Annotated in this window: 12 protein-coding genes; 8 read left to right on the top strand and 4 right to left on the bottom strand. The window is 64.6% G+C overall.

Annotation, left to right across the window (positions count from 1 at the left end; genetic code table 11):
- Positions 1 to 50 precede the first annotated feature (50 nt).
- Complete coding sequence (locus GSQ95_RS07840) at positions 51 to 365, bottom strand: hypothetical protein (protein ID WP_007159499.1); 315 nt, start codon at positions 363 to 365, stop codon at positions 51 to 53.
- Positions 366 to 576: 211 nt separating this feature from the next.
- On the opposite strand from GSQ95_RS07840, the gene GSQ95_RS07835 reads away from it, so the two are divergent.
- Positions 577 to 2,211, top strand: coding sequence for a Na+/H+ antiporter (locus GSQ95_RS07835; protein ID WP_158892249.1), 1,635 nt, complete (start codon positions 577 to 579; stop codon positions 2,209 to 2,211).
- Here GSQ95_RS07835 and dapC read toward each other — a convergent pair.
- From dapC to map, 3 genes are read right to left on the bottom strand one after another with little or no spacing between them, the layout of a single operon-like run.
- Positions 2,208 to 3,401, bottom strand: a complete 1,194-nt coding sequence (gene dapC, locus GSQ95_RS07830; RefSeq protein WP_158892307.1) for a succinyldiaminopimelate transaminase — start codon at positions 3,399 to 3,401, stop codon at positions 2,208 to 2,210. The genes GSQ95_RS07835 and dapC overlap by 4 nt on opposite strands.
- Positions 3,402 to 3,425: 24 nt before the next feature.
- Entirely contained in the window at positions 3,426 to 6,128 is a 2,703-nt protein-coding gene (locus GSQ95_RS07825; protein WP_158892251.1) for a [protein-PII] uridylyltransferase, read from the bottom strand.
- Between the two features lie 10 nt (positions 6,129 to 6,138).
- A complete protein-coding gene (map, locus tag GSQ95_RS07820; protein ID WP_133859822.1) occupies positions 6,139 to 6,921 on the bottom strand; it encodes a type I methionyl aminopeptidase in 783 nt (260 codons plus the stop codon).
- A 286-nt stretch (positions 6,922 to 7,207) separates the two neighbouring features.
- Here map and rpsB point away from each other — a divergent pair, with 286 nt between their 5' ends.
- From rpsB to ispC, 7 genes are all read left to right on the top strand, one after another.
- Positions 7,208 to 7,945 carry a 30S ribosomal protein S2 gene (gene rpsB / locus GSQ95_RS07815; protein WP_133859821.1) on the top strand — a complete coding sequence of 246 codons (738 nt, stop codon included), beginning with the start codon at positions 7,208 to 7,210 and terminating at the stop codon, positions 7,943 to 7,945.
- A 131-nt stretch (positions 7,946 to 8,076) separates the two neighbouring features.
- The gene (gene tsf, locus GSQ95_RS07810) at positions 8,077 to 8,946 is read left to right on the top strand and encodes a translation elongation factor Ts (protein ID WP_158892253.1); all 870 of its coding nucleotides are present in this window, start codon (positions 8,077 to 8,079) and stop codon (positions 8,944 to 8,946) included.
- Positions 8,947 to 9,138: 192 nt separating this feature from the next.
- Positions 9,139 to 9,882 (top strand): UMP kinase, encoded by a 744-nt coding sequence (pyrH, locus tag GSQ95_RS07805; RefSeq protein WP_017639054.1) that lies wholly within the window; start codon positions 9,139 to 9,141, stop codon positions 9,880 to 9,882.
- The gene (frr, locus tag GSQ95_RS07800) at positions 9,879 to 10,436 is read left to right on the top strand and encodes a ribosome recycling factor (RefSeq protein WP_158892255.1); all 558 of its coding nucleotides are present in this window, start codon (positions 9,879 to 9,881) and stop codon (positions 10,434 to 10,436) included. The genes pyrH and frr overlap by 4 nt, the downstream gene beginning before the upstream one ends.
- 17 nt (positions 10,437 to 10,453) lie before the next feature.
- Positions 10,454 to 11,203: a polyprenyl diphosphate synthase gene (gene uppS, locus GSQ95_RS07795; RefSeq protein WP_178118407.1), complete on the top strand. Its 750-nt coding sequence runs from the start codon at positions 10,454 to 10,456 to the stop codon at positions 11,201 to 11,203.
- A complete protein-coding gene (locus GSQ95_RS07790; protein WP_158892259.1) occupies positions 11,203 to 12,018 on the top strand; it encodes a phosphatidate cytidylyltransferase in 816 nt (271 codons plus the stop codon). Before uppS ends, GSQ95_RS07790 begins: the two co-directional genes overlap by 1 nt.
- Positions 12,015 to 13,196, top strand: coding sequence for a 1-deoxy-D-xylulose-5-phosphate reductoisomerase (gene ispC, locus GSQ95_RS07785; RefSeq protein ID WP_158892261.1), 1,182 nt, complete (start codon positions 12,015 to 12,017; stop codon positions 13,194 to 13,196). The genes GSQ95_RS07790 and ispC overlap by 4 nt, the downstream gene beginning before the upstream one ends.
- Positions 13,197 to 13,228 lie beyond the last annotated feature (32 nt).

Here is a 13,228-nt window from a genome sequence, read left to right as displayed (position 1 = left end):
GCGTCCAGCCATGAAAAAACCCGCCGAGAGGCGGGTTTTTTCATGGGCCTTTACCAGCGCGGGGGCGGGCCGTAATAGTAGGCGCCGGGCGGCGGGCCGTAGTACACGGGGCGCGGCTCCACCACGCGATATTCGTAGACCGGTGCCGGTTCGTAATAGACCACGCGCGGCGGGGGCGGCGGCGGTGGCCCTTCGACATAGACCGGCTCGCGGGCGTAGGAATGGGAGACGATGGCTCCGCCAACCACGGCGCCCACTACGGCACCGAGAAAGGCCGGACCAGGGCCACGACCGTGGGCGGACGCCTGACCGGCGATGGCGAGGCAACCGGCAAGCACCACGACTTGAGTGATGCGACGTAGCATGATCATTCTCCTGCAACCCGGGGATATGAAACCGGGTATGTCTATCAGACCGCAAGGGCGGCGAGTCGCCTAGATCGACACGGGTAAAGTTTGGGTAAAACCAAATCCGGGGACATCAGTCCCAACAACTCGAGGTCGACGTGTCCCCACTCCCGCGGGATGCATCTCCTGTATCTGGTACCGCGACCGGTGCCCTGACCACGAGACCACCGTGCAGATTCTCTATACCGCTCTGATCCTCCTGCTGATGGTGGGTGCCACCCGTCTCAGCGCCCATCTCATTCCCATTCCGCTGCCGCTGATCCAGGTGGTGGTCGGCGCCTTGCTCGCCTGGCCCACCCTGGGGTTGCATGTCGCCCTGGACCCCGAACTCTTCCTGCTGCTGTTCATCCCGGCACTGCTGTTCTCCGATGGCTGGCGCATGCCCAAACGGGAGTTCTGGCGCCTGCGCCGGCCGATCTTCGTCCTGGCCTTCGGCCTGGTGTTCCTCACGGTGCTGGGCGCCGGCTGGTTCCTGCACTGGATGCTGCACCTGCCCTGGGCGGTGGCCTTCGCCCTGGCGGCGGTACTGTCGCCCACCGATGCCGTGGCGGTCTCCAGCATCGTCCGCGGCCGGCTGCCCAGCGCCCTGCTGCACGTCATCCAGGGCGAGGCCCTGCTCAACGACGCCTCGGGTCTGGTGACCTTCAAGTTCGCCGTGTCGGCGGCCCTGACCGGCGCCTTTTCGCTGAGTCAGGCCAGTATGGAATTCGTCATCGTCGCGGTGGGCGGCGTGCTGGTCGGCGGGGTGCTGAGCTGGCTGGTCGGCCAAGCGCGCGCCTGGATGGTGGTGAAACGCGGCTGGAGCGACGCCGCGCCCCATGTCGTCTTCATGCTGTTGCTGCCCTTCGCCGCCTATGTGCTAGCGGAGCGACTGGGCGTTTCCGGCATCCTGTCCGCCGTGGCCGCCGGAATGATGCAGAGCCGGGTCGACCTGCTGCCGCGACAGACCGCTACCCGCCTGCTCAATCACAGCGTCTGGGGGCTGGTGGAGTTCGCCTTCAACGGCCTGGTGTTCCTGATCCTGGGTCTGCAACTGCCCGACATCCTGGCGGCCGCGCTGCCGGCGTCCCAGGCGCTCTGGCCGCCCGCGGGCTGGCTGACGCTCTATGTGCTGGGTGCCTACGGGGTGATCATGGCCATTCGCTTCGGGGTCATCCTCGGCTACTGGCACCTGACCCAGCCTGGTAGCGGCCCCATCACCATCGCGGGCGACCCCCGCCTGATCGCTGCCATCGCCTCGCTCAGCGGGGTCCGCGGTGCCGTGACCCTGGCCGGTGTACTGTCGCTGCCGCCGATGCTTTCGGATGGCACGCCCTTTCCCCTGCGCGACATCCTGGTGTTCATCGCCGCGGGCGTGATCCTGCTGTCACTGGTGGTGGCGAGCATCGGTATTCCGTTGCTGCTGGCGCGCTTGCCGGAGCAGTCCAACGACCTGCTGGAACGGGAGCGTTGCGAGGTGCGGATCAACGCCGCCCGGGCCGCCATCGCGGTGCTGGAAGACGTGGAGTCGAACGACGCCGACGAGCCGGCGCGGGCGGCGCTGCAAGCGGAGATCAAGGCCGGCATCATCGCCGAATTCCGTGACGAGCTGAGTTCCGCCGATGACAGCGAGGATGCCCGTTCCCTGGCGCGCCTGCGGGATACCCTGGATGGCGAGCTGCGCTTGCTCGCCATCCGCGCCCAGCGCCGCGAACTCTATCGGTTGCGTATCGCCGGGGTCATCGATGACCTGGTGGTCAGCGAGTTCCTGCGCGAGTTGGACATCCAGGAGACCGCGCTGATGCGCGATCAGGGCAACCGCTAGCCCTGGCAGAAGCGGCGGATGCGCTCCGCCGCCTCCACGCATTCGGCCAGGGGCGCGACCAGCGCCATGCGGATCCGACCGGCGCCCGGATTGATGCCCGCGACGTCCCGCGACAGATAGGAGCCCGGCACCACGGTCACGTGTTCGCGGGCGAACAGCTCGCGGGCGAAGGCTTCGTCATCGCCGGGTGTCCTGGCCCAGAGATAGAAACCGCCATCCGGCAGCGAGACCTCCAGGCTGCCCTGCAGGATATCCAGCACGGCGGCGAATTTCTGCCGATAGAGTTCGCGGTTCTCGCGGACATGGGCCTCGTCTCGCCAGGCCACGGCACTGGCCTTCTGCACCTGCACCGGCATGGCGCAGCCGTGGTAGGTGCGATAGAGCAGGAAGCGCTTGAGAATGGCGGCATCGCCCGCGACGAAGCCCGATCTCATGCCCGGCAGATTGGAGCGCTTGGACAGGCTGTGGAAGACCACGCAGCGGGCGAAGTCGCTGCGACCCAGTTCGGCGCAGGCGGTGAGCAGGCCGGGCGGCGGGCTGGCTTCGTCGAAGTAGAGTTCGCTGTAGCACTCGTCGGCGGCGATCACGAAGTCATAGCGATCGGCCAGGGCGATGAGCTTTTTCAGCGTCGCCACCGGCAGCAGGGCACCGGTGGGATTGCCGGGTGAGCACAGGAACAGCAGTTGGCAGCGCTGCCAGACCGCGTCCGGCACACTGTCGAAATCGGGATTGAAGCTCTTGTCCGCCAGGCACGGCAGGTAGTGGGGCTCGGCGCCGGCGAGCAGGGCCGCGCCTTCGTAGATCTGATAGAAGGGGTTGGGACTCAGCACCAGACCCGCCTGGCTGCGATCCACCACCGCCTGGGTAAAGGAGAACAGCGCCTCCCGGGTACCGGTCACCGGCAGCACGTGACGCGCCGGATCCAGCCAGCCCGCGGGTACGCCGAAGCGCTGGCCGGCCCAGCTGGCGATGGCCTCGCGCAATTCGGCGATGCCAAGGGTGGTCGGGTAGACCGCCAGCTGATCCAGGTTGGCGGTCAGGGCCTCGGCGACGAAGGCCGGTGACGGGTGCTTGGGCTCGCCGATCGACAACGGAATCGGCTTGAGCGCCGCCGGCGGGGTCACGCCAGCGAGGAGGGCGCGCAGCTTCTCGAACGGATAGGGCTGCAGCAGGTCGAGGGTGGGATTCATCATCGGGTGGTCCTTCGTTCGAGACTAGATGCTGATGCGACTGAGCGGCGGCGTCTGGCTGTCCGGCTCGCGCAGCTGTTTGATCAGGGCCTGCTGCAGGGCGCTGCAGAGGCCGGGATCCGCCAGCGGACGACCCTCGGCGTCGGTGACGTAGAAGACGTCTTCCACTCGCTCGCCGAGGGTGGCGATCTTGGCGTTGAGCACGGACAGGTCGAAGTCGAGGAAGATCCGCCCCACCCGTGCCAGCAGGCCGGGTCGATCCGGTGCCGTCAGTTCGATAAGGCTCGCCGAGCGCGTGGTGTCGGTGTAGATGTTCACCTGGGGCGAGAAGGCGAAATGCTTGAGCTGGCGGGTCACGCGGCGGTTGATGATGCTCGGGTATTCCTCGGGATGCTTGAGCGCCTCGATCAGGCCGCCGCGGATCTGGGCGATGCGCGCGGGATTGTTGCCGATCGAGTCGCCATCGGTATCCAGCACGATGTAGGTGTCCAGGGTGAACTGGCTGCTGGAGGTGATGATGCGCGCGTCCTGAATGTTCAGGTTGAGCTGGTCCATCACCGCCACGGTCACTGCGAAGAAATCGTGCTGGTCCGCGGCATAGATGAAGATCTGGGTGCCGCCTTCGGAATCGCGCTGGGTGGTCTCGCGGATCAGTACCAGCGGCTCGGCGGTATCGCCATGGCCGAGGATGGCCTCGGTGTGCCAGGCGACGTCCAGCGCGGTATGCCGCAGGAAATAGGTGTCGCCCAGCTGCGACCAGAGCTGCTCGGCGTCATCGGCATCGATACCGCGCCGCATCAGGGTGTCCAGCGCCGATTGCTGGGTGCTGCGGATCTGCTCTTCGCGATTGACCGGATTCTCCAGGCCGCGCCGCAGGGCGCGCTTGGTCTCGGTATAGAGCTGGCGCAGCAGGGTCGCGCGCCAGGAATTCCACAGCGACGGATTGGTCGCGGTGATGTCGGCCACGGTGAGGACGTACAGATAGTCCAGGTGGGTGTGATCTCCGACCGTCAGGGCGAAATCGTGGATCACCTGGGGGTCGGAGAGATCCTTGCGCTGGGCGGTGGTGGACATCACCAGGTGATTGCGCACCAGCCAGCTGACCAGGCGGGTGTCCCATTCCGGCAACTGGTGACGGCGGCCGAAGGCTTCGACGTCTGCCGCGCCCAGTTCCGAGTGATCGCCACCGCGGCCCTTGGCGATGTCGTGATAGAGCCCGGCGATGTAGATCAGCTCCGGCTTGGGCAGCTTGTGGATCACCCGCGTCGCCAGCGGATACTTCTCCGCCAGGACGTCGTAGCTCATCTTGCGCAGGTGCTTGATGAGATTGAGGGTGTGGGCGTCCACCGTATAGATGTGGAAGAGGTCATGCTGCATCTGGCCGACGATCTGGCCGAATTCGGGCAGGTAGAGCCCCAGCAGCCCGTAGCGATTCATCCGCCGCAGGTTGCGATGGATGCCGGATTCGCTCTTGAGCAGTTCGATGAAGAGGCTGGTGTTGCGGATGTCCTGGCGAAAGGCATCGTCGATCAGGTGACGGCTGTCGCGTAGCAGACGGATGGTGCCGGCACTGGGTCCCTTGATCGCGGGATTCTGCGCCAGCAGCACGAACAGCTCCATCAGCGCGAAGGGCGTGCGCAGGAATACCTGGGGGTGCACCACCTCCAGATAACCGTTGCGGATCTGGAATCTGTTGTTGAGCGGGGTCACCGCGACCGGCACCTGCTCGTCGCGCAGATTCACTTCCTCGAAGTGCTGCATGACCACATCGCTGAGCTGGGACACGTCCATCACCACCCGGTAGTACTTCTGCATGAAGCGCTCTACCGCCAGCTTGGCGTCGTTGTCCTCGTAGCCGAGCAGGCTGGCGATGCGCCGCTGGTGGTCGAACAGCAGCCGATCCTCGGCGCGCCCGGCCAGCATGTGCAGGGCATAGCGGACCCTCCACAGGTATTCCTGCGCCGAGATCAGCAGGCTGCATTCGCTTTCGGTCAGGAAGCCCTGGCCTACCAGCGCCTGCAGGTTGAGGGTGCCGAACTGCCGCCGGGCGATCCACAGCAGCGTCTGGATGTCGCGCAGACCGCCCGGCGAACCCTTGACGTTGGGTTCGAGGTTGTATTCGGTGTCGTTGTACTTGGCATGCCGCGCACTCTGCTCGGCGCGCTTGGCCAGATAGAAGGCGCGTCCTGGCCAGAGGTGCTCGACACTCGTGGCCGCCAGCATCGCCTGGCGCAGGTGCTCGGGGCCGGCGAGAGTTCGGCTTTCCATCAGGTTGGTGATCACCGTCAGGTCGGCCAGGGCCTCGGTGGTGCATTCGCGCAGGGATCTGACGCTCTGCCCCACGGCCAGGCCCACGTCCCACAGCAGGGTCAGGAAGCCCTCGATGGATTCGCGGAAGCGTTCCTGTTCCTCCTCGGCCAGCAGGATCAGCAGGTCGATGTCCGAGTGCGGATGCAGCTCGCCGCGGCCATAGCCGCCCACCGCGAGCAGGGCGATGCCATCCTCCGGCCAACTGAAGCGATTCCAGGCGGCGATCAGCATCTGGTCGATGAACCAGGCGCGATCCTCGACCAGCCGGCGCACGCTGCGGCCCGTTATGAAGCGGGCATCGAGAGTGGCGTTCGCGGCCCGGATGAATTTCTTGAAGGCTGCGAGAGGGCTGGCTTTCAGCGAAAGTTCAGCCTGGAACTGACCGGCGTCGAACAACTCCGAATCGACCTGGGGCATGGGCGCTCACTCACGCAGAAACGCGGGGAAAGGTTTCGTCCTTGCGCAGGGTCAGGATCTCGTAACCCTCTTCGGTGACCAGCACCGTGTGCTCCCACTGCGCGGACAACTTGCGGTCCTTGGTGATGGCGGTCCAGCCATCACCCAGCAGGCGGGTCTCGTAGCGGCCCTGGTTGATCATCGGTTCGATGGTGAAGATCATCCCGGCCTGCAGCTCGAGGCCCGTGCCGGCGCGGCCGTAGTGCACCACCTGCGGCTCCTCGTGGAAGCCCTTGCCGATCCCGTGGCCGCAGTATTCGCGAACCACCGAGAAACCGTTCTTCTCGGCGTGCTTCTGGATCACCTCGCCGATATCGCCCAGGCGCGCGCCGGGGCGCACCAGGTCGATGCCCTTGTAGAGGCATTCCTGGGTGACCTGGCAGAGCCGGTCGGCCCATTCGGGTACGTCGCCCACCAGGTACATCTTGCTGGTGTCGCCGTGGTAGCCGTCTTTGATGACGGTGATGTCCACGTTCATGATGTCGCCGCTCTTGAGCGGCTTGTCATTGGGAATGCCGTGGCAGACCACGTGGTTCAGCGAGGTGCAGATGGATTTCGGATAGCCCTTGTAGTTCAGCGGGGCGGGGATGGCCTGCTGCACGTTGACGATATAGTCGTGGGCCAGCCGATCCAGTTCTTCGGTGGTGATGCCGGGACGCACGTGTTCGTCCAGCATTTCGAGCACTTCGGCGGCCAGCTGGCCGGCGATGCGCATCTTGGCGATGTCTTCAGGGGTCTTGAGGATGACGGTCATCGGAAATCTCTAGGTATCACGCCGGGTGTCAGCTTTCGATCCGCTATTCTATCAGAGCCGGCGCCCGCACTGTGGCTGCCGGCGGTACCCCGGACCTCCGGCATGCGGCAATCGCCGCTGGTGGTATCCGGCAGGGCGTGATATAAAGTCGCGCGCTTTTTCGGGGCTATGCCCTTCAGCGCTCCTAACCCCACACACGCATCGACACGATGACCTGGGTGCTTCCCGATGGGAAGTTGGTCATTGGGATGCGTGGAGGCCCAACCCGACTACGAGGAACATCTAAATGTCTCAAGTCTCCATGCGTGACATGCTGAAAGCCGGCGTGCATTTCGGCCACCAAACCCGTTACTGGAACCCGAAGATGGGCAAGTACATCTTCGGCGCGCGTAACAAGATCCACATCATCAACCTCGAAAAGACCCTGCCGATGTTCAACGAGGCCCTGACCTTCGTTGAGCGCCTGGCGTCCGGCAAGAACAAGATCCTGTTCGTCGGCACCAAGCGCGCCGCCGGCAAGATCGTTCGCGAAGAAGCCGCGCGTTGCGGTCAGCCCTTCGTCGATCATCGCTGGTTGGGCGGCATGCTGACCAACTACAAGACCATCCGTGCCTCGATCAAGCGTCTGCGCGATCTGGAAGTCCAGTCCCAGGACGGTACTTTCGACAAGCTGACCAAGAAAGAAGCCCTGATGCGCACCCGCGACCTCGAAAAGCTCGAGCGCAGCCTGGGTGGTATCAAGGACATGGGCGGTCTGCCGGATGCCCTGTTCGTGGTCGACGTTGACCACGAGCGCATCGCCATCACCGAAGCCAACAAGCTGGGCATCCCGGTCATCGGCGTCGTCGATACCAACAGCAGCCCGGAAGGTGTTGACTACATCATCCCCGGCAACGATGACGCCTTCCGCGCCGTTACTCTGTACCTGAGCAGCGTTGCCGATGCCGTGATCCGTGGTGGCAGCAACGGCGGTGCCAACGAGCAGTTCGTCGAAGAACCCGCTGCCGAAGCCGTCGAGGGCTGAGCATTTCGACCCTAGGGTCGAGCGGTTCGACGTGCGAGAAGGGGGCCTAGCCCCCTTTTTGCCTACTGGCGTTTCATTGGCTCCGCCTGCGTGCGGAGTGACCTCGAAACCGATTCAAGAGGATTTCAAACATGGCAGAAATCACTGCAGCCCTGGTCAAAGAACTGCGCGAGCGCACCGGCCAAGGCATGATGGATTGCAAGAAGGCCCTGACCGCTGCCGGTGGCGACATCGAGAAAGCCATCGACGACATGCGTGCCGCTGGCGCCATCAAGGCTGCCAAGAAAGCCGGTAACGTGGCTGCCGAAGGTTCCATCGCGGTCAAGGTCGCTGACGACCACAAGGCTGCCGTCATCATCGAAGTCAATTCCCAGACCGATTTCCTGGCTCTGCAGGACGACTTCAAGGGCTTCGTCGCCGCCAGCCTGGACAAGGCCTTCGCCGAGAAGATGAGCGATGCCGCTCCGCTGATCGCCGCTCAGGAAAGCGCCCGTGAGGCGCTGGTCGCCAAGTGCGGCGAGAACGTCAACATCCGTCGCCTGACCCGTGTCGAAGGCGATGTCGTTGGCGCCTACCTCCACGGTCACCGCATCGGTGTGGTCGTTACCCTGCAGGGTGGCACCGCCGAACTGGCCAAGGAAATCGCCATGCATGTCGCGGCGAGCAATCCCCAGTTCCTGAGTCCCTCCCAGGTTTCCGAAGAAGCCGTCGCCAAGGAAAAGGAAATCTTCCTGGCGCTGAATGCCGACAAGATCGCCGGCAAGCCGGAAAACATCGTGGAGAACATGGTCAAGGGTCGTATCAACAAGTTCCTGGGCGAAGCCAGCCTGGTTGAGCAGCCCTTCATCAAGGATCCGGAAGTCAAGGTCGGTGAACTGGCCAAGAAGGCCGGCGCCGAAATCGTTTCCTTCGTGCGTTACGAAGTAGGCGAAGGCATCGAGAAGGCTGAAGTCGACTTCGCTGCCGAAGTCGCTGCCCAGCTGGCTGCCAGCAAGCAGTAACACCGGCATCCGCCGTTGACCAGGAGGCCGCCCGCTTCGAGCGCGCGGCCTCTTTGTCAAATTGGAAGGCAGGTCTGATTTCTGGTCTTCCAAGGAGTTTTTTGCCGATTGGAGTGAACGCAACTGCGGTTGCGCTTTCCTATCGCAGGATCAAAACCCCCCGTATAAGTTCATCGCCACAGGAGAGAGTGAATGGCACAGCAGATGAGTGGTCGCCAACCCCGTTACAAGCGTATTCTGCTGAAGCTCAGTGGCGAAGCCCTGATGGGAAGTGAAGACTTCGGGATCGATCCGAAGGTGCTGGATCGCATGTCGCTGGAGATCGGCCAGCTGGTGGGCATCGGTGTCCAGGTCGGTCTGGTGATCGGCGGTGGCAACCTGTTCCGCGGTGCGGCGCTGTCCGCCGTGGGTATGGACCGGGTGACCGGCGACCACATGGGCATGCTGGCAACCGTGATGAACGCCCTGGCCATGCGCGACGCGCTCGAGCGTTCCAATATTCCCGCCACGGTGATGTCCGCCATCTCCATGGTCGGCGTGACCGACCAGTACGATCGCCGCAAGGCCCTGCGTCAACTGAAGGATGGCGAGGTCGTCATCTTCTCCGCCGGGACCGGCAATCCGTTCTTTACCACCGATTCCGCCGCCTGCCTGCGCGCCATCGAGGTCGAAGCCGATCTGGTGCTCAAGGCCACCAAGGTGGATGGTGTATACACGGCAGATCCCTTCAAGGATCCCAACGCCGAAAAATTCGAGCGCCTGACCTACGACGAGGTGCTCGACCGCAAGCTGGGTGTCATGGATCTCACGGCCATCTGTCTCTGCCGTGATCACAACATGCCCTTGCGGGTTTTCAACATGAACAAGCCCGGCGCCCTGCTCAATATCGTGGTGGGCGGAGGTGAGGGCACCCTGATCGAGGAGGGAGCAGCATGATCAACGAGATCAAGAAGGATGCGCAGGCGCGCATGACCAAGACCCTGGAAGCCCTGGGCCACGCCTTTGCCAAGATCCGTACCGGACGCGCTCATCCGAGCATCCTGGACAGCGTCATGGTGTCCTACTACGGCAGCGATACTCCGCTGCGTCAGGTAGCCAATGTCAACGTCGAGGATTCGCGGACCCTGGCGCTGAACGTGTTCGACAAGAGCATGATCCAGGCGGTCGAGAAGGCCATCATGACCTCCGATCTGGGCCTCAATCCGGCCACCGCCGGTACCACCATTCGCGTGCCGATGCCGGCCCTGACCGAAGAGACTCGCAAGGGCTTTACCAAGCAGGCGCGTGCCGAGGCCGAGCAGGCGCGGGTTTCCGTGCGCAACATCCGCCGCGATGCCCTGGCCCAGCTCAAGGATCTGCTCAAGGAAAAGGAAATCAGTGAAGACGAGGATCGTCGCGCTCAGGATGAAGTCCAGAAGCTGACTGATAAATTCGTCGCCGAGGTGGACAAGGCTCTGGAGGCCAAGGAAGCCGACTTGATGGCTGTTTGACAACGGTTGGGACGTACATGGGCATGAGCAAGCCAGGCAAGGTGGTGCCGCGTCACGTGGCGATCATCATGGATGGGAACAATCGCTGGGCACGCCGACGGCTGCTGCCGGGCGTCGCCGGTCATAAGGCCGGAGTGGACGCCGTGCGCGCGGTCATCGAGGTGTGCGGCGATGCGGGCGTCGAGGTGCTGACCCTGTTCGCCTTCTCCAGCGAGAACTGGCGGCGTCCGGCCGACGAGGTCGGCGCCCTGATGGAACTCTTCCTTTCCGCCCTGCGGCGGGAGGCCAAGAAGCTGCATCAGAACGGCATCCGGCTGCGCATCATCGGCGATCGCTCGCTGTTCCATCCGGAACTGCAGGCGGCCATGGCGGAAGTCGAGGCACTCACGGCCCATCACACCCGGTTCGTGCTGCAGATCGCGGCGAACTACGGGGGGCAGTGGGACATCACCCAGGCCGCCCAGCAGCTGGCGCTGCAAGTTCAGCAGGGCACGCTGGAGCCGGGTGAGATCACTCCTGAGCTGTTGCAAGGCCGTCTGGCGACGGCTGACCTGCCACTGCCCGACCTGTGCATCCGCACCGGCGGCGAGCGGCGGGTGAGCAACTTCCTGCTCTGGCAGATCGCCTATGCCGAGCTGTATTTCTCCGACCTGTTCTGGCCGGACTTCAAGCACGAGGCCATGCATGCCGCGCTGGCCGACTTCGCCACCCGCCAGCGGCGGTTCGGCCGGACCTGCGAACAGGTGGAAGCGGAGCTACGCGCCTAATGCTCAAGCAGCGAGTTATCACGGCGATGGTGCTCCTGCCCATCGCCCTGGCCGGATTTTTCTGGCTGGAAGGGGCAACCTTCGCCCTGTTCATCGGTGCGGTCGTGGTCCTGGGTGCCTGGGAGTGGGCGCGCCTGGCGGGTCTGGAAACCCAGCCGCTGCGTTGCGCCTATGTCGCCGTGGTCGCGCTGGCGCTGTTGCTCTGCTGGTGGTTGCCCGGCGGTGCCCATGGTCTGCTGTTCATCAGTCTGGCCTGGTGGCTCTATGCGACCGTGCTGGTGCTCACCTATCCCGACAGCGCCCGGGCCTGGCAGGCTTCCTGGCGGCGCCTGCTGATCGGTCTGGTGGTGCTGGTTCCGGCCTGGCAGGGGCTGATGCTGCTCAAGGCGGCACCGGGTGGCAATCTGCTGATTCTCGAGGTGATGATGCTGGTGTGGCTGGCCGACATCTTCGCCTATTTCTCCGGGCGGGCCTTCGGCAAGCGCAAGCTGGCGCCGGCCGTGAGTCCGGGCAAAAGCTGGGAAGGCCTCTACGGCGGCCTGGCCGCCGCGCTGGTGGCGACCCTGGTGCTCGGCCTGGTGCGTGGCTGGGGTCTGGGTGATCTCCTGCAGGTGCTCATCGGCGCCGCCTGCGTGGTGCTGATTTCCGTAGTCGGCGATCTCACCGAGAGCATGTTCAAGCGCCAGGCCGGCCTCAAGGACAGCAGCCAGCTGCTGCCCGGGCACGGTGGCGTGCTGGATCGCATCGACAGCCTCACGGCTGCCGTTCCGCTATTTGCCCTGCTGCTCTGGTGGGCTGGCTGGGGTGTCCAGTGAGTCCTCAGCAGCTTTGCGTGCTGGGTGCGACCGGCTCCATCGGCGCCAGCACCCTAGATGTCGTGGCCCGGCATCCTGATCGCTATCGTATCTTCGCCCTCAGCGGACATCGTCGGCTGCAGGAGCTGGCTGAACTTTGCCGGCGTTTCCAGCCGGTCTATGCAGTCGTGCCGGACCAGGCCTCCGCCGAACAGTTGGCCGGCCTGCTGCAGGACGTCGAGCGGCGCCCCGAGATCCTGGTAGGGGAGGGTGGCCTGGAGGCCATCGCGGCTCACCCGGAGGTCGATACCGTCATGGCGGCTATCGTCGGCGCGGCGGGTCTGAAGCCGACGCTGGCCGCGGTCAAGGCCGGCAAGCGCGTGCTGCTGGCCAACAAGGAGGCCCTGGTCATGAGCGGGGCGCTCTTCATCGAGGCGGTGCAGGCCAGTGGCGCGACCCTGCTGCCCATCGACAGCGAGCACAATGCCATCTTCCAGTGTCTGGCTGATCCGGCAACGCCGGGACTGGCGCGCAAGGGGGTAAGGCGCATCCTGCTCACCGCCTCGGGTGGTCCGTTCCGCGAGACGCCGGCCGAGCAGCTGGCCGGCGTGACGCCGGACCAGGCCTGTGCCCATCCCAAGTGGTCGATGGGGCGCAAGATTTCGGTGGATTCGGCCACCCTGATGAACAAGGGGCTGGAGCTGATCGAGGCCTGCTGGCTGTTCGAGGCGACTCCGGAGCAGGTCGAGGTGGTCATCCATCCCCAGAGCGTGATCCATTCGCTGGTGGACTACGTGGATGGATCAGTGCTGGCCCAGCTGGGCAATCCCGACATGCGCACCCCGATCGCCCATGCCCTGGCCTGGCCCGAACGGATCGACTCCGGTGTTGCGGCCCTGGATCTGTTCGAGATCGGCCGCCTCGATTTCGAGCGGCCCGACGAAGAGCGCTTTCCCTGCCTGCGCCTGGCACGAGAAGCGGCTCAGGCGGGCGGTTGCATGCCAGCGACGCTCAACGCGGCCAACGAGGTTGCCGTCGACGCCTTTCTCGAAGGCCGGCTGGGCTTCACCGAGATTCCGCTGCTGATCGAGTCGGTACTCAAGGCTGTCGAGCCCGGTGCGGCCACCGATCTTGATGCGGTCTTCGCGGCCGACAGTACCGCTCGGCAGCTGGCTCGGGAGTGGCTGTCGAGACGCTGATCCTGCGCCTCGACACCCGGCCTGCGAGTCCG

Source organism: Pseudomonas sp. BAV 4579 (genome assembly GCF_009765395.1).
GTDB lineage: Bacteria > Pseudomonadota > Gammaproteobacteria > Pseudomonadales > Pseudomonadaceae > Chryseomonas > Chryseomonas aestiva.
Note: the sequence above shows the minus strand (reverse complement) of the source record. Positions and strands in the feature narration are given on the sequence as shown.

Bases quoted from the DNA above. Each gene is read 5' to 3' on its own strand.
- GSQ95_RS07840 (WP_007159499.1), bottom strand. From the start codon at position 365: ATGCTACGTCGCATCACTCAAGTCGTGGTGCTTGCCGGTTGCCTCGCC.
- dapC (WP_158892307.1), bottom strand. From the start codon at position 3,401: ATGAATCCCACCCTCGACCTGCTGCAGCCCTATCCGTTCGAGAAGCTG.
- GSQ95_RS07825 (WP_158892251.1), bottom strand. From the start codon at position 6,128: ATGCCCCAGGTCGATTCGGAGTTGTTCGACGCCGGTCAGTTCCAGGCT.
- map (WP_133859822.1), bottom strand. From the start codon at position 6,921: ATGACCGTCATCCTCAAGACCCCTGAAGACATCGCCAAGATGCGCATC.
- rpsB (WP_133859821.1), top strand. From the start codon at position 7,208: ATGTCTCAAGTCTCCATGCGTGACATGCTGAAAGCCGGCGTGCATTTC.
- tsf (WP_158892253.1), top strand. From the start codon at position 8,077: ATGGCAGAAATCACTGCAGCCCTGGTCAAAGAACTGCGCGAGCGCACC.
- pyrH (WP_017639054.1), top strand. From the start codon at position 9,139: ATGGCACAGCAGATGAGTGGTCGCCAACCCCGTTACAAGCGTATTCTG.
- frr (WP_158892255.1), top strand. From the start codon at position 9,879: ATGATCAACGAGATCAAGAAGGATGCGCAGGCGCGCATGACCAAGACC.
- uppS (WP_178118407.1), top strand. From the start codon at position 10,454: ATGGGCATGAGCAAGCCAGGCAAGGTGGTGCCGCGTCACGTGGCGATC.
- GSQ95_RS07790 (WP_158892259.1), top strand. From the start codon at position 11,203: ATGCTCAAGCAGCGAGTTATCACGGCGATGGTGCTCCTGCCCATCGCC.